This window comes from Cupriavidus sp. a3, from assembly GCF_051015765.1.
In the GTDB taxonomy this organism is placed as follows: Bacteria; Pseudomonadota; Gammaproteobacteria; order Burkholderiales; family Burkholderiaceae; genus Cupriavidus; species Cupriavidus oxalaticus_A.
This window is the reverse complement of record NZ_CP170643.1, coordinates 395,420-410,829: the sequence shown is the minus strand read 5'-3', so window position 1 is coordinate 410,829 and position 15,410 is coordinate 395,420. Positions and strand designations below refer to the sequence as shown.

The window sequence follows — 15,410 nt, the reverse complement described above, 5'->3', positions numbered from 1 at the left end:
TGCCCGCAGCCTTACAGGAACCCAATCGAGAACCACGGCACCAGCGTCAGCAGCAACAGCGCAATGCACAACGCCGCCATATGCGGCCACACGCGCGGCATGGCAACGTCCGGCGACACGCGCCCGATGGCGCAGGCGGCATAGAAGCCCACGCCGAACGGCGGCGCGAACAAGCCCAGCCCCATGGCGAAGATCACCACCATGGCGTAGTGCACCTCATGCACGCCGACCAGCCTGGCAATCGGAAACAGCAACGGCCCGAACAGCACGATGGCCGGGATGCCTTCCAGCAAACTGCCCAGGATCACAAAAGCCAGCGCCGACACCAGCAGGAAGCCAGTCTTTCCGCCCGGCACAGCGGACATGATGCTGACCAGGTCCTCCGCAAACCCGGACTGCGTCAGCGCCCACGCCATGGTGGTGGCACAGCCCACGATCAGCAGGATCGCACCGGACAACGCCGCGGTATCGAGCAGGATCGGATAAATGCGCCGGAGTTCGAACTGCCGGTACACCAGCAAGCCGGCCAGCACCGTATAGAAGATGCCGATGGTCGATACCTCGGTGGCAGTGGCCACGCCCTCCACCACCGCCGTGCGAATGATGACCGGCAGCGCCAGCGCCGGCAGGGCCACCACCAGCAATCTCAGCAACGTCCTGCTCGATGGCCGCACCATGCCGCCCCTGTCCTCCTTGCGCGTCTGCCACCAGACCACCAGTGCCATCATCGCCAGGCCGACCAGCGCCGGCATCAACCCGCCGATGAACAGCGAGGTGATCGACACGCCCGTGACCGACCCCACCGTGATCAGCACGATGCTGGGTGGAATCGTTTCCGACATCGCACCGGACGCCGACAGCAGGCCGATCAGGTCGCCATCCTTCGCGCCGCTCTGCTTCATCTCCGGGAACAGCGCCGGCGCGACCGCCGCCATATCGGCAGCTTTTGAACCGGAGATGCCCGAGACGATGTACATCGCCCCAAGCAGCACATACTGCAGGCCGCCGCGTACGTGCCCGATCAGGCTGACCAGGAACTGGATCATCGCGCGCGCCAGGCCCGTCATCTCGATCAGCCCGCCGAGGAAGATGAACAGCGGGACCGCCAGCAGGATCAGGTGTGACATGCCCTCCTGCATGCGGTTCGGCATGATGGACAGCGGCGTGGTCGTGGACAGCGCCAGGTAGCACAGCGTGGAGAGCCCGAAAGCGAAGGCAATGGGCACGCCGATGGCAACGCAGCCAACCAGCATCAGCAGGAAGAAAATCACCAGGTTGGCGTTGCCCAGTCCCAACAGCACCGGCGAGAGCAGCCACAACGCGCCAGCGCCTAGCCCGACCAGCAGGCCACTGAGGGCCACCTGCCTGCGGCTTGCGGTCTCCAGCAGGCGGATCGCGGCGGTCACGAGCATCAGCACGGTGCCGGCGAACACCGCCCCGGCGCGCCAGGCTTCGCTGACCTCCAGGGTCGGCGTCAGCACGTCCACGTGTTCGACGAGATGTTCCCAAGCCGGCCGCACCAGCAGCAACAGGAACGCCACCACCATCCACATGCCACAGGCATCCAGCCATGCGCGCCGGTGCGGCGGCAGCTTGCTGATGAAGGTGGTGAGCTGCATATGCGCGCTGCGCTGCAGGGCAATGATGGCGCCGAGCATCGCCAGCCACAGGAACAGGATGCCGGCGAGTTCCTCCGTCCAGGGCAGCGGCGCATGCAAGGCATAACGCGCAAACGCGCCGCCCCCGAGGATCAGGGTCTCGGCCACGACGATCAGCGCGGCCGGAACCTCGACCACGCAGGCCAGGACGCGGCTCCAGCGTGCGCTGGCCGTGGAGGGGGTACTGGCGGGCCGGTCCAGGGTCTCGGCGGTGTGCTCCATCTTTGTCTCCTCTTGCATGTCGGCTTGATGGTGCCTGCTTCAGACCAGCGGCCCGGTGTATTTTTCCAGCATCTGCCATGCCTCGTCGCCAAACTTCTTGCGCCACTCGGCGTAGAAGCCCGCGTCCCGCAGCAGCTTGCGGAACGGCGCCGGATCCGGCCGGTTGAACTTAATGCCAAGCCGGGTCATCTCCGCCTGCGCTTCGACGTCGAGCCGCGCGATATCCTCGCGCTGCTTCAGCGCCGCGGTGGTGAAGCGCGTCGTCAGCAAAGCCTGCACCTCGCGCGGCAGTGCCTGGAATTTTCTGGCATTGCCGAAGATAAAGTGGCCGTCCCAGGTATGCGCGGTCATCGAGCAGAACTTCTGCACTTCATACAGCTTGCCGCTGCGGATCAGCGACAGCGGCGTCTCCTGGCCATCCACCACGCGTGTCTGCAGCGCCGAATAGAGATCGGCGAACGGTATGACCGTCGGCGCCGCGCCCAGCATCCTGAACATCGAGACCCACAGCGGGATCGCCGGGACGCGGATCTTGAACCCCTTCAGGTCCGCTGGCGTGTTCACCGGGCGGGTAGCGGAGGTGATGTTGCGATAGCCGTTGTCGAGGCACTTCTCGAACACGTGCAGGTTCACCTTGCCCAGCGCGCCCCGGACATAGGCGCCCAGTCCGCCGTCCATCGCGGCCCACACCGCGGCGTAGTCCTTGAAGGCAAAGGCCACACCGTTGATGCTGGCGGCCGGGACACGTGTCTGCAGGTTGGTGCTGGCCGTGGACATGAAGTCGATGGCACCGGCGAGGACCTGGGAGACCATGTCCGGCTCGCTGCCCAGCTGGCTATTGGGATAGACCTGCAGGTCGACCTTGCCGCCGGTGTCCTGGCGAATGGCCTCGGCGGCCTCCTTGATGCGAAGCGTGCCCGGATGGTCGGCCGGGAAGGCCGTGCCGTACTTCAGCCTGATGGTGGCGTTCTGGGCGAACGCGTTGCGCGCGGGCAATGCCAGCGCCAGTCCGCCGGCGGCGAGTGCGCCGAACTGCCGGCGAGTGAACCGATGGGCCATGATGTGCTTGTCTCCTGTTGTTCAAGTTGTGGCCGGGAAGGACAGCAGTGCTGCCGCGCCGCGCTCGCGCAATACCGTCAGGTGTGCGGCAAGCCGGCGCCGGAACTGCTGCGGCCACGGGGCGTCGCCAAATACGGCGCCGTGCGCCAGGGCCCGGTGCACGGCTTCCGTATTGCTGTCCGCGCCGCGCAGCGCTGCGGCAAGTGGCGGCGCACCGGGATCGCTGGCGACCAGCGGCTCGCCACGCTCGTTGATGTCGCAGCGCAGATAGTGGAGCCACAGCGCCAGCGCACGCTCCAGGCATGGCCGCTCGATGCCCGCGGCCAGGCTTTCGCGCAAGGCCGGCAGCCAGCGCACCGGGACCTTCTGCGTGCCATCCATCGCAATCTGCGCGGTGTGATGCGCGATCGCCGCGTTGCGCAGGCGGCACAGCAACGCATTGCCGTAGCGGGCGACGTCGTACTCCGGCGGCGCGGTGACGGTGGCATGCAGGTCCTCCATCACCCCGCGCGCGAAGGCACCGAGGACCGGATCGGCCATCGCCCCGGCCACGGTTTCTATGCCGCACAACTGCGCGGCATAGGCGATCGCCGAATGCGTGCCGTTCAGCATGCGCAGCTTCATGGCCTGGAACGGCCGGACATCACCGGTCATCAGCGCGCCGCCAGCCTCCCACGCGGGCCGCGCTCCGGCGAAGCGGTCTTCGATCACCCATTGCGTGAACGGCTCGCAGACAATGGCGGCTTCATCGCGTAGTCCGAGGCGCTGCTGCGTCCAGTTCAGCGACGTTGGCGTTGCGGCCGGCACAATGCGGTCGACCATGGTGTTCGGCAGCGCCACCTCATCGTGGATACGCCGGGCCAGCGCCGGATCGGCCTGCGACGCGTACTGCGTCAGCAGCTTGCGCAGCGTGTCGCCGTTGTCGGCCATGTTGTCGCAGCAGACAATGCTCAGCGGCGCGCCGAACGGCCGGCGGCGTATCCCCGCCGCCAGCACGCCGAGCGTGCTGCGCGGCGCCTCGGGATGGGCCAGGTCATGACGGATTTCCGGATCGCTGGTGTCGAGGTCGGATGTCGACGGATGCCGGTGGTAGCCTTTTTCAGTCACGGTGCAGGTTACGACCGACGCGGCGGGATCGGCGATGGCGCCGATCACCTGCTCCAGTGCATGCGGCGCATACAGGGCCTGCACCAGCGCCCCCACGATGCGCCCCGTGGCCTCGGCACCCTGTCGCTCGATGACCGCGTACAGGCAATCCTGCGCAGTCAGCGCGCGCGCCATGCGCGGTTCCCGCAAGCTGACGCCCACGATGCCCCAGCGCGTGTCGCCATCATGGATCGCTGCCTCGGTGTACAGCGCCTGGTGCGCGCGGTGGAAGGCGCCGAGCCCGATATGCACCACGCCGCGCGACAGACGGCTGCGCTCGTAGCCGGGCTGTTGCACGGCGGCGTCGGCGCTGCAGACGGTACGCTGCGCCAGCCTCATGCCCTGACCCTCGATTGTTTGTATTGCGGCATCGTGCGTGGCATCCGTGCTGTTGACCATGGCAAAACGTACCATTGAGAAATGCTGCAGACGTGCAGCCGTTTCGCAAGATTTGTGCAGCCCATGCGCTTTCCCGCTGCAGAATCCGCCCGTATCCGCCCCTCCCTTCGCGCGGTAACCTGCTTCGCATCCTTCCCATACGGTCATGCCCGTGCGCACCCCGCATGCGATGACGCAGCCAGTGGGAAGCGCACAACTGCCGGAGCACGTCTTGAAGATCGAACGGATACAAACCATCGTCACCTGTCCGGGCCGCAACTTTGTCACGGTCAAGGTGATGACGGACCAGGGCGTCTACGGACTTGGCGATGCCACGCTCAACGGCCGCGAGCTTGCGGTCAGCACCTACCTCGACGCGCATGTCATCCCCTGCCTCATCGGCCGCGACCCGCGCTGCATCGAAGACATCTGGCAATACCTGTATCGCGGCGCCTACTGGCGGCGCGGCCCCGTCACGATGACCGCGATCGCCGCGATCGACATGGCGCTGTGGGATATTCTCGGTAAGCTGGCGAACATGCCGGTGTACCAGTTGCTGGGCGGCAAGAGCCGGCAACGGCTGCTGGTCTACGGGCACGCCAACGGCCGCGACCACGAGGAAGCCGTCGATGCCGTCCACCGGCATATCGAGGAGGGCTTCAAGGCGATCCGTGTGCAATCCGGCGTGCCGGGACTCTCCAAGGTGTATGGCGTGGGCAAGCAAGCCGGCCACTATGAACCCGCGGAGAAGGGGCTCCCGCCGGAAGAACCGTGGGACACTGCCCTCTACCTGCGCCACACGCCGGAACTGTTCCGCAAGGTGCGCGATGCCATCGGCTTCGGGCCACACCTGCTGCATGATGCGCACCACCGGCTGACGCCGATCGAAGCGGCCCGCCTTGGCAAGGCACTCGAGCCGTTCAGCCTGTTCTGGCTGGAAGACGCCACGCCGGCCGAAAGCCAGGACGCCTTCCGCCTGATCCGCCAGCACACCACCACGCCGCTGGCGGTAGGAGAAGTCTTCAATTCGATCTGGGATTGCAAGGACCTCATCGGCAACCAGCTGATCGACTTCATCCGCACCACCATCGTCCATGCCGGCGGCATCACGCATGTGCGGCGCATCGCGGACTTCGCCGCGATGCACCAGGTGCGCACCGGATTCCACGGCGCCACCGACCTGTCGCCGGTGTGCATGGCGGCGGCGGTCAACTTCGGGCTGTGGGCGCCGAACTTCGGCATCCAGGAACTGATGCCGCACAACGCGCTGACCGACGAAGTGTTCCCGCACAACTATCGCTTTGCGGACGGCCATCTGGTCATGGACGAGGTGCCTGGACTTGGCGTCGACATCGACGAAGCGCTGGCCGCCAGGTACCCGTATGAGCGTGCCTACCTGCCTGTGGCAAGGCTACGCGATGGAGCGATGTGGAACTGGTAGCCTGGCACGCGATAGATGACGCTCACTTCCACACAATGCCGTCCCCCATGCCACCAGCACCCAACATGTTGAGCATCGTCGTTAACCAACCCCACGGCCTGTCCTTGTGCGCAAGGCCCATCCCCACCCCCGCCCCCGGCGAAGTCCGCCTGCGCGTGCGCTATGCCGGCATCTGCGGCTCCGACCTGCACATCTTCCACGGCAAGAATCCGTTCGCAGCGTATCCCCGCGTTATCGGCCATGAATTCATGGGTCATATCGACGCTGTCGGCGCGGGCATCAGCGCGCAGCGCATCGGCGAACGCGTGGCGGTGGATCCGGTCATCAGTTGCGGCCAATGCCACGCCTGCCGCATTGGCCGGCGCAACGTCTGCAGCCGCATGCAGGTAATCGGCGTGCACCGTGACGGCGGCTTCAGCGAATACACGTGCGTGCCGGCGTGCAATGCCTACGCGGTGCCGGCTGGCCTGGCGGCGACGAGCGCGGCGGTGATCGAGCCCTTCGCCGTCGCGGCAAACATGACCCACCGCACAGGCGTGCTGCGCGAAGACATCGCGTTGATCTATGGCGCCGGCCCTATCGGTTTGAACCTGCTGCAAGTACTCAAGCGCGTCTACGGTGCACGGGTTCTGATCACCGACCACCTTGACGAACGGCTGGCGCTGGCCCGCCATTGCGGCGCCGATGCGGATGACGTCATCAACACCTCACATGAGGACATCGGACAGGCCCTTGCAAAACGCGGCGTGGCAGAGGGCCCGACACTTATCTACGACGCCGTCTGCCACCCATCGATCCTGGAGGAAGCCGTGCGCATTGCCGCCCCGGCAGGACGCATCGGCATACTGGGCTTTTCCGCGATGCCATCGGCCGTTCCGCAACTGGAGCTGACCCGGAAGGAACTCTCGCTCTATGCCTCGCGCCTGAACTGCGACATGTTTACCACCGTGATCGACTGGATCTCCCAGGGGCTGGTCGACCCCGGCTGCATCGTCACGCATCGGATCGATTTCCACGATGTCGCCGATGCCCTGGACCTTGCCGAACACAACCCGCGCGAGAGCTGCAAGATATTGCTCGACTTTGGCGAGCCTGCGTAAGCGTCCGGGCAACCCGTCTTGAATTGCAGTGAGGGCCTTGGGAGTATCGTGTCCACTTAACGAATAGGTGGATCTTCTGCCTCATCACTGGCAACTCCCACCGTCCTGACCGCGGCCCTGTCGTCAAGACGAGATCACCGCGCGCTTACGAGCCTGCCTGATATGCCGCCAATCTTAGATATCGTCGAATGTTGCTAATGCACTACCCAAATGAAAATGGCCTCCCGAATCGGGAGGCCATTTATATTCCTGGTGCCGGCTGCAGGACTCGAACCCGCCACCTGATGATTACAAATTTTCAATTAAATCAATAAGTTATTGATATTCAAAGGAAATCTGGCGTAGTTAGCAAAAGAGTAAAGTACTTTAGATTCAGTAACTTAGCGTAAGTTAGCGAAGGCGGGACGAACTGGTGAACGTACTGTCTTTGTACTGATGCCTACGTCCGCTCGACGCACACGGCGCAGTGCCGACGCATCGATCACATGGGATAAAGGCGCACGCCAACCACTACAACTCCACTTGCTGGGCGGGGATCGCATTCAAGATCCAGCACTCTTGATGTACGTAGCGAATTTGTAGCTGACTGTCGTATTGCATTTCAACCGACTTTAGTGCGAGTTGCGTCTGGGGGGTTGAATGTGCCTGATCGGCCGCAGAAGCAGCTACCCACCTCTGATGCAAGTTGATGGACTCGACAAATGACTGTCCCTTTATTTGCTTGCTCTTCATATTGGACAGAACACCTGCATACTTATAGGAGTCCATTACCGTCACACGACCGTCGCCATCGACATCAACCGGATTGGAAATCCATTTGAAGACGTGAAGCAGAAACAGATTGGCCACCCACGTCAAAGGTCCGTTTACCAGCGTCTCCGTCGTCGACGAGCTAAGACTTTCGTGGAGATTCGTCGCGCCAATAAAAATTACATCGGGATCATGCCCCCCTTCCTTTCCTTTCCTACCAGCACCGATGTAGTTAAATATCCCTGCATGGCACTGACCGAGATAAATAACCGCCCGATTAAGATGCGGAGCTGATTTAATTCCACTAAGCAGTTTGTGCGGAGTTATAGGCGGATTTGCATCGATTCCATCTATACCCCCATGTCCCGTCACGAACATCACCATACTTTCATGGCTATTGACTTGAAGATCAACAAAAAAATCTGCCGAAGTTTTGATTGGAATCGCACTCCTTGTCCCATTGGACATGAAGTTTGAAATCAGCGCCCTATTAGCTCCGTCAATATAAATAAATATATCCTTCGCCTGCACACCCGCCGCCTCCAAACACTGAAGTCCGAACACCAAATCATTTACATGACGAGAGTCCGGCTCCCGAGCGGAGGATAGAAATAAAACCCACTTTGTATTATCTTTTCTGAGCCCCATTTCCTCACCAATCAATCACATCAAATCTGGCGCCGCGTCCAAGGAAGTCGAAAAATTGCTTAGCGACCCAGGCTTAGGCAAATCGGAAAAATAATACAACTCATCGATCTGAAGGTTTTCATATTTTCGATCAAGCTCTTCCAGGACAGCGCCTTTTTCGTTCAATCCATAAACGCTGGCGCCTGCCTTGAGATAAAATGCAACCTTATCACGAGCACCTTCTTGTCGCTTTTCAGATTTGAACAATAGCCATTGCCCGAGATTCACGCATTCCTTGGTCGAATCGTCAATATCTGGCAAATCCGTTGACAAGATGTCATGAAGTTTCATGTGTTCCCTCGCTCTTCATTATTCCTACCGCACCATGCTAACCGACTATACCCCAGTCTCCCTCGTCGCGTCATCCGCTCGCTCCCTGTCCTGCCGCTGTTGCTCCTCCTCGCGCTTGCGCTCCACCTCTAGCTGTTGCACATACACTTCGCGGACACTTTGAATGTGCCCGCCCCCCGAAACTTCATCAACGAGGCCGAGGAGCTGGGCATCCGCCGGCGTCAGGTAGTGATCCCCGGCAAACAATTCCCTGCAGAGTAGCGCGCAAAAATACCAAAACATCTGTGCGATTGGTCTCACAGGAGACAGAATTGCAGCTTGCTCCTCATCAGTTTTCTTGAAAAATTCGTCGTTGATAATTTCCCGCCCAAAAAATGCCTCTTGGTGCACAAGCATCAGGCGCAACGCTTCTTTGGCGTGAGCAGGCCCGTTCATCATTTGAATAACGGCGAACTCATGCATTACCTCTGCAAATGTCGCACCAAAATCTCGATCACTGATCCGCTTTGGCTCTGCAAGCGTGCTGATCGTCAAGCAATGAAGTAATTTAAGGTCTTCTTGATAAGGTAGAATCTCGCCCCTGGATTTACCCGCTGGATTCAAGGCCTCGTAAAGATGCCTTGCACCATCCAAGATGCCCGGTGTGCGACTGCCTTTCTGGCGATAGGTCGGTGCATCGGCAACTATTTGCTTCATGCGAACCCAATTCCCAAGTCGTTCTGCAACCTGTGGAATTAGATTATCACTCTGTTGCGAAAGTTCCGCGTACAAAGTAACCATAAAACTGATAACGTCCAACGTGCCAGCCGTAGGCCTCACCGTTGGCCCTAACTGCGCTTCAAGATGACGAACTACATTCGACAACTCATTGCATTTTTCTTCAAACTTTGATGTCAAGCCAATGTAATTCCAAATCATGCGAGAAACAATTCGCCCCGCCAGCTTCAGCGCGTGCTTCTCATTGGCCTCCTTCAAATCTTTTGCAGCAGCAGAAGCTTTGTCGGGCGTCACGTCCTGCAGCCCTGAATAACGGACATCGTGATACAAAATCTTGGCATGCTCCATAGCGACGGCATAATCACCGAATGCCAAGAGGTTTGCCGCTGCACTGTAAGCGCGATTTGTAACAACGGTAATTATTTCGCCCTTCTTTACACGCTGATTCGGCCCTCTAAGCAGGGCTAGCAGCATATCCAAGGAAGCGAGTGAACCCCCGGGGCTGTCGATCCCAACCGTAATGGGTAAATCGCTCTCTTCACGGAGAAGCAAGATTTCCGGGGTGAGCCTTTTCACCAGCACATCGTCGATCGTGTCGTTAATGAAGATCGCCCGCTTCCAATCTATCGTGTACGATTTTTCACTTGAAGCCATCATCTTGTCCAATGGGACAAAAAAAAACCCGCTAATGCGGGCATTTTTTAAGTGCGAAATTATTAGTCCGCAAGAAAGATTCGATCCAAAACGGCATCGAGACGCTGACGATCCTGGTCCGACCATTCGTTGTACATGCTGTGGCACGGAGCGGACATCGAAACCTCGCCAGCCGCAATCTTGTCTCGCAGGGCGTGAACTTGTGGATCCTGCTGCGCGGCGACATCAACAGGAACGATTGCCTTCGTGCTGTTCATGTACATGATCTTACCCCTTTGCAAAAATGCATCACGTAATCCGTCCAAGCCAACCTCATCTGCGAAGTTGCCACGGCCAGAACCAAATTCCAAAAATTTCGTGCTTCCACCGGTGTATGGATCAAAGAGCTTGGCGGTTTCCACAGCACGGCGTCCGTCGCCATTTGCTGCCCAACAATCTCTAGCATGGATCGCCCCTGATCCGCCAAACCGTGCGTTGGGCAACTCAGACTGTCCAAACTCGAAAGCGACTTTGCCGGAATCGACGTTCGCGATCAGCATGTTGATGCCCTTGGTTGCCGGAGGGTGACCTGCAGCACCAGTCGGCGAGGAGTGCAGCCACGACTTCCATTCAGCAATCTGGGCCGAGTCGCCTGCAAATACGAACGCGTTCCCACTCGCAAGTTCAATCTTCCCGAAGCCGGTATCGTCTACGAATGCGATTGCGGACCTCAAGGGCGCGGACCATCGGGAATCGCTCGTCACCAATCGAGCCGCCCCGTCGAACACGGTTGTTGTCATTTTATATCGTGAAACGATGAAAATTCGCCGTACGCTTGACTAACGGCGAATTTTAGGCCTAGCTAAAGTCGCTGGGCCACCCAAGTTCCATTGTTTTTTTCTATCACTCGCGCCGAAGTCGGAGCTTCCAAGCCCAATTTCTGCTACGGCACAGGCTTGACGCAACTCGACAGCCCCATAAGAGCCGCATGCCGCACATGAGCGGGAGTCGTGCCTGCGGGTTGAATGATGCACTGACGTATGCACGTTCTGCAAGCAACAAGGTGTATCAAGCGTTGTGTCGAACGAACGTCTAGCGACGACCGAGGCCGGGCGACGTTCGCGATGGCCCTGAGAAGCATCCATGGTGCCATGGTGGTTATCTGCCGAAATGACACCCTGTGTCCGATCTTTGCGTGAAATGCTGCCGTTCGGGCACTACGGAGCCCAGTCATCCCGAGTAGTATTGAGCGCATTGAACGGGCTTCTTGTACAGCCCTGAATGTCTAAAGCGCGCCAACAACGCCCCCCTGCAAGGCTCTCGTCATTCATGCGGGCACGCGCAAAGGCCGATGCCTTGGTGGCCGCTGCCTTGTCACAGGAGCCGCCCACATCCGAAATGCTCCACATCGGACGCCGCGTAGAGGATATGGGCAACGTAAAGGCTGAGCTACTTGCTGCCCAAGCTCGCGTCGAGAATTGGCTCGCACAACCGAGTATGGGCGTAGGTGCTATCCGCCAGCGCATCAACCTACGGGAAGACGAGGAACGGCCATTCACCGTGATGGCCGGTGTGCATCGGTAGAGTAGCTCAGACAACTGCGCTTACCTCGATCCCCTTGAGTCCACGGCTGAAAGTCGCCATCACGATGAATCCAGGCGCGGGCGCTCAGCTTGCACTTGTCCATAGTGCTCCGGCCGGATGCGCCTGAAAGGGGACATGGCTCATTGGATTACACGTACGAATGTGGTACGCGAAACACTCCTTTCATCGACTCCAACTCGGCTGCCATGAACGCTGGACCTGCACTCGATTGATACGGCTTGCACACTTCAAGCCTGTATTCGGATTCGAATACAAATCACGATACAGAAACGATTCCGTGACACACGAATATCGCAAATAAAACAATAGGTTAAGCTATTTTAGCAGCACTTGTGTGCCACACCCTTTATGTTCCATTCCCGTAAGCGGGGCATTTCCCCAGGATGCGCCGGCCTCTGTAGGAATCCTGTAGGAATCTTGAAGCGCTGCAGGAAACCTGTAGGAATTCTGTAGGAGTCCTTGGGAATCTGTTGGAACGCCGTAGGAATTTTGTAGGAAAGAGGCTTGGAGCGGTGAAGTCCGACGTACCATGCGCCCAGCAGCGGTCGCTGCTGGGCTTGTAGTCCCTGGGTACTACAATTTGCCTCCGCAACGTCAGTGCGTAGTACAGCTGCAGTCCTTGTTCTTCAAGCGAGCGGGACCATCTCTGCGCCATCCTGTACTACAGTCTTTATGTTCCATTCCCGTGAATTTTCGCGGCGACGATCCGGTGGCCTGAGACCATCTTCAGCTGGCAGGTGTTAGCAAAATGTTAGCGAGGGGCTAAGCCCACCCGAGAAGTGTTAGCTTTGTGTTAGTTTGGTGTTAGTTTTCTGTTAGCGGACTGTTAGTTCGCCCGGATTCATCGTGAATCACCCCAGGAAAGGCTGAACAGCAGCACGGATATTCACCGTGAATACCCCAAACAAGTCAGAGCCACGCCAAGGTCTCGACCAGCGTTCGAATTGTTGGAACATCGGGCTTCGGCGCTCGCCCACTACGATCCAGGTGAACCGCCTGCAGCCCGTAGGAGCGCGCCCCGAGGAAATCTGCCGCCAGAGTATCGCCAACCATCAGCGTCTCTTCTGGCGCCACTTGCAGTTCCTCACATATCCATCGGTAATGCATGGGGTCGGGCTTGAGGAAACCGACCTGAAATGACCATGCATAGCCGTCTAGCACCATAGGCAATTGCCGCACCACGGGCTCCCCATAGGGGGCAGCTAAGTTCGAGGCGATGCCGATCTTGAGACCTAGCGCACGAATGGCCGCCAGCGTCTCTGAAACCTCTGGAAACAACGTGATGCTGTTCAGCTCGATAGCCAAGTCAGCTTCGAGGGATGAGAGCGGAACTTCGTTGCAACCTAGCGCTTGCGCTGCCTCGCGCAGCCCCAGCGGTCTTGTCATAACAACTTGTAGCGCGTGACGCGGGTCGGCTGTCGCTCGCACAAGCCTTGCGAATGGCCATCGCCGTTGCCTGATCGCTACTAGCGTGCCAAACGCGTCGAAGACTACCGCGCGCGTTGGGGGCCGCGGTTGCACGCTCCTGGCCCACTGGGCCCCTTTTGCCGTCTTCATTTTCAGTTGTCCACAGCCAACAAGAGTCCGGGGCGCTTCTTTTAAGGTAAAAGATATATCTTGTTAGGGTTTCTGGCAGACACCTTTCCCTGCCCATCAGGTACCTACCAGACACCGATTCGACGGCATCAGGTGTCTGAGGGATACGTGTCACTCAGAGCTGTGTACAACTTCTATCGCGTCCCTTGAGGGAAGCTTGTCTCGCAGGGACAGGAGTGCTTCCCGTGTCGCGATCGGAAGTTCATCGAAGTCCGCCGCGTTTAGTGTGATGACATCGCGGCCGGCATGCGTGACATTGATCTGCAAACGCTCGATATGAACGACCCTGGAGCCAGAGAAATCTCCGGATAGCATGAGGTTCTTTATGTCTGCCATGGCTGCTTGCACAGTGGTCGGAAGGTAGTCCCAAGTCGCCACGGCTGCCTGTTGCCCCCTTCCATCGCGAATAGACACCTTTTCGCGAAGGCGATACTCGTTCTTTCGCCCGGCCTTTGTCCGTTTGAGGTAACCAAAGGTCTCCAAGACCTTTAGGACCCGTATCACCTGGCTCTTGCTAATGCCTGTTTCATCGACGATTACGTCAATCGAAGGGAAGGAGTTGCCAGTATTGAAGTTGGCATGCGCCTTGATGACCAGGTACACCGTGACAGCATAAGGCCCCATCCTTGCTGCATCGCGCGAAGAGAACATCGAGCGAAACACATGAAACCACGTGGTCTCGGCTCGAAAGCTCGCGTCCGCAGTCGGTGCTATGGCACTCATCTTTGCGACGCCGAGATTTCTTCGTCAATAAGTCGAGCAATGCCTTCCGTACGGAAGTACATGCGCCGGCCAATGTGGATCTTCGTCGCGTTGATGTGACGAGCCCAATCCGACCGAGATGTGGCCAAGCTGATGCGAAGCCCGTCCGGACTCCGACTTAGAACTTCAGCTAGCTGCTGCAGCGTGAGTAACACCGAATACTTGTCCTTCAGGATCGCAAATGTTGAGGTCAAAGCCCACTCCTCTTGCATCGCACTGTTGCGATTGACGTCGGTATTCTTCCGCAAACTGCGCTACATTTCGGGGTAAAAGAAATTCCGCGTCTAAAAGGCCGATGCAAGGACAACCGCAGGACCCTTGGCTGAATGCGGCACCTCGAAAGAAGCGTGGCCGGCCGGCCGGAACAATTAAGTGCCGCGTCGATCGATTGCGAGATCGGATCCGCACCGTCGCGACAATGTTTGATCTGCTCGCCCGTACGACATGTGCCGACAACGCAGACCAGTTTGCTCGATGGTTTGATCAGACAATGTCTGAGCGACACCCGTTGGTCGATTGGGGTACCCAGCGATCTCGGAAGTGGAGAAGAAACTTCCACGGCGATGCGGCATTGACCAGGGAATCCCTGGACCTTTTGCATGAGTTGTTTCCGGACGATCGCTACTACGCGGTTATGACAGCTCCTAGCGGGTTGCGCTCGGTAACCCGCGCGTATGCAGCGCCCTCGCAGCAGCCGAAGTATGGGCGCGAGTACCTTCCCTACCTCGGCGTGACTGAGCTGTTCTGGCAAGGACCAGCCAATCTATGGACGGCGCTCTGGGGCCACGAACACGCGACGGAGCGGCTTTGGGAGATTTTTCCGCTCGCAAGTGAATATGAGGGGGCGTGGGGACCTACAGCGGACTTCGAAGACGTCATCACTGACTTGGAAATCCGCCTGTATGGCAACTACGATTGCGACGTGGCCACTACGATCGTAGACCTTAGTCGAGCGCTGGTCCTATATCGCCTGAAAGGGCATGCCCGCGGCTTTCTGGCCGAGCATGGGCTCAGGGCGTACCTATGCGTAAGGCTTGCACTGGCAGACCTACATCCTCAGTTACGCGCCTGGGGCGTTTTTGATGACTTGTCGAGCTACGTCGTGGGGCTAGAGCAAGAGCGAATTTCATCAGACGGGCGCTACCGCCAGGCGATCCAGCATGCGTACCGCCCTTACGGGCCCTTTAACATCGGCATGTTCGTTGAGAATCCGTTCTTACATCTTCTCCTATGGATGCCGCAACTGGCTCGTCGGTACACTGCTTTGGCGCTGTATTCCGCCTACAAATGAAGTTGCACCCGTCGGGGCGATAACTCAGACCTAAGCCCCTTCCATTGCCCTCGCGATCAGTGATTTGTCCCCGT

12 protein-coding genes are annotated in these 15,410 nt (G+C 59.0%); 3 read left to right on the top strand and 9 right to left on the bottom strand.

All coding sequences use genetic code 11. The annotated features are described in order from the left end of the window. Nucleotides 1-11 precede the first annotated feature (11 nt). Genes ACAD63_RS01920 through ACAD63_RS01910 form a run of 3 tightly spaced genes read right to left on the bottom strand, consistent with a single transcriptional unit; the run spans nucleotide 12 to nucleotide 4,424 of the window. Nucleotides 12-1,880 (bottom strand): TRAP transporter large permease subunit, encoded by a 1,869-nt coding sequence (locus ACAD63_RS01920; protein WP_434033359.1) that lies wholly within the window; start codon nucleotides 1,878-1,880, stop codon nucleotides 12-14. A gap of 39 nt (nucleotides 1,881-1,919) precedes the next feature. Then, nucleotides 1,920-2,939 carry a TRAP transporter substrate-binding protein gene (locus ACAD63_RS01915; protein ID WP_135706020.1) on the bottom strand — a complete coding sequence of 340 codons (1,020 nt, stop codon included), beginning with the start codon at nucleotides 2,937-2,939 and terminating at the stop codon, nucleotides 1,920-1,922. 21 nt (nucleotides 2,940-2,960) lie between these two features. Continuing rightward, a complete protein-coding gene (locus ACAD63_RS01910) occupies nucleotides 2,961-4,424 on the bottom strand; it encodes a mannitol dehydrogenase family protein (protein WP_195431130.1) in 1,464 nt (487 codons plus the stop codon). A gap of 271 nt (nucleotides 4,425-4,695) precedes the next feature. On the opposite strand from ACAD63_RS01910, the gene manD reads away from it, so the two are divergent. Together manD and ACAD63_RS01900 are read left to right on the top strand one after the other, a co-directional pair. Then, nucleotides 4,696-5,904, top strand: coding sequence for a D-mannonate dehydratase ManD (gene manD, locus ACAD63_RS01905; RefSeq protein ID WP_434033358.1), 1,209 nt, complete (start codon nucleotides 4,696-4,698; stop codon nucleotides 5,902-5,904). A gap of 65 nt (nucleotides 5,905-5,969) precedes the next feature. Beyond that, on the top strand, nucleotides 5,970-7,004 hold the full coding sequence (locus ACAD63_RS01900) for a Zn-dependent oxidoreductase (protein ID WP_195431133.1): 1,035 nt from the start codon (nucleotides 5,970-5,972) through the stop codon (nucleotides 7,002-7,004). Between the two features lie 510 nt (nucleotides 7,005-7,514). Here the strand turns inward: ACAD63_RS01900 and ACAD63_RS01895 are convergent. The 6 genes from ACAD63_RS01895 to ACAD63_RS01870 all read right to left on the bottom strand — a co-directional run bounded on the left by ACAD63_RS01895 (nucleotide 7,515) and on the right by ACAD63_RS01870 (nucleotide 14,006). Next, complete coding sequence (locus ACAD63_RS01895; protein WP_434033357.1) at nucleotides 7,515-8,402, bottom strand: hypothetical protein; 888 nt, start codon at nucleotides 8,400-8,402, stop codon at nucleotides 7,515-7,517. A 15-nt stretch (nucleotides 8,403-8,417) separates the two neighbouring features. After that, nucleotides 8,418-8,732, bottom strand: coding sequence for a hypothetical protein (locus tag ACAD63_RS01890; RefSeq protein WP_434033356.1), 315 nt, complete (start codon nucleotides 8,730-8,732; stop codon nucleotides 8,418-8,420). A 45-nt stretch (nucleotides 8,733-8,777) separates the two neighbouring features. Next, the gene (locus ACAD63_RS01885) at nucleotides 8,778-10,106 is read right to left on the bottom strand and encodes an ATP-dependent Clp protease proteolytic subunit (RefSeq protein WP_434033355.1); all 1,329 of its coding nucleotides are present in this window, start codon (nucleotides 10,104-10,106) and stop codon (nucleotides 8,778-8,780) included. Between the two features lie 59 nt (nucleotides 10,107-10,165). Beyond that, complete coding sequence (locus ACAD63_RS01880) at nucleotides 10,166-10,882, bottom strand: hypothetical protein (protein ID WP_434033354.1); 717 nt, start codon at nucleotides 10,880-10,882, stop codon at nucleotides 10,166-10,168. A gap of 1,714 nt (nucleotides 10,883-12,596) precedes the next feature. Further along, nucleotides 12,597-13,244 (bottom strand): HAD family hydrolase, encoded by a 648-nt coding sequence (locus ACAD63_RS01875; protein WP_434033353.1) that lies wholly within the window; start codon nucleotides 13,242-13,244, stop codon nucleotides 12,597-12,599. A 150-nt stretch (nucleotides 13,245-13,394) separates the two neighbouring features. Then, nucleotides 13,395-14,006 carry a helix-turn-helix domain-containing protein gene (locus tag ACAD63_RS01870; protein ID WP_434033352.1) on the bottom strand — a complete coding sequence of 204 codons (612 nt, stop codon included), beginning with the start codon at nucleotides 14,004-14,006 and terminating at the stop codon, nucleotides 13,395-13,397. 457 nt (nucleotides 14,007-14,463) lie between these two features. Here ACAD63_RS01870 and ACAD63_RS01865 point away from each other — a divergent pair, with 457 nt between their 5' ends. Beyond that, the gene (locus ACAD63_RS01865; protein ID WP_434033351.1) at nucleotides 14,464-15,336 is read left to right on the top strand and encodes a hypothetical protein; all 873 of its coding nucleotides are present in this window, start codon (nucleotides 14,464-14,466) and stop codon (nucleotides 15,334-15,336) included. Nucleotides 15,337-15,410 lie beyond the last annotated feature (74 nt).

Excerpts from the sequence above, each read along its gene's own strand:
- ACAD63_RS01910 (WP_195431130.1), bottom strand. The coding sequence starts at position 4,424 with ATGAGGCTGGCGCAGCGTACCGTCTGCAGCGCCGACGCCGCCGTGCAA.
- ACAD63_RS01885 (WP_434033355.1), bottom strand. The coding sequence starts at position 10,106 with ATGATGGCTTCAAGTGAAAAATCGTACACGATAGATTGGAAGCGGGCG.
- ACAD63_RS01895 (WP_434033357.1), bottom strand. The coding sequence starts at position 8,402 with ATGGGGCTCAGAAAAGATAATACAAAGTGGGTTTTATTTCTATCCTCC.
- ACAD63_RS01915 (WP_135706020.1), bottom strand. The coding sequence starts at position 2,939 with ATGGCCCATCGGTTCACTCGCCGGCAGTTCGGCGCACTCGCCGCCGGC.
- ACAD63_RS01900 (WP_195431133.1), top strand. The coding sequence starts at position 5,970 with ATGTTGAGCATCGTCGTTAACCAACCCCACGGCCTGTCCTTGTGCGCA.
- ACAD63_RS01875 (WP_434033353.1), bottom strand. The coding sequence starts at position 13,244 with ATGAAGACGGCAAAAGGGGCCCAGTGGGCCAGGAGCGTGCAACCGCGG.
- ACAD63_RS01920 (WP_434033359.1), bottom strand. The coding sequence starts at position 1,880 with ATGGAGCACACCGCCGAGACCCTGGACCGGCCCGCCAGTACCCCCTCC.
- ACAD63_RS01880 (WP_434033354.1), bottom strand. The coding sequence starts at position 10,882 with ATGACAACAACCGTGTTCGACGGGGCGGCTCGATTGGTGACGAGCGAT.
- ACAD63_RS01870 (WP_434033352.1), bottom strand. The coding sequence starts at position 14,006 with ATGAGTGCCATAGCACCGACTGCGGACGCGAGCTTTCGAGCCGAGACC.
- ACAD63_RS01890 (WP_434033356.1), bottom strand. The coding sequence starts at position 8,732 with ATGAAACTTCATGACATCTTGTCAACGGATTTGCCAGATATTGACGAT.
- ACAD63_RS01865 (WP_434033351.1), top strand. The coding sequence starts at position 14,464 with ATGTTTGATCTGCTCGCCCGTACGACATGTGCCGACAACGCAGACCAG.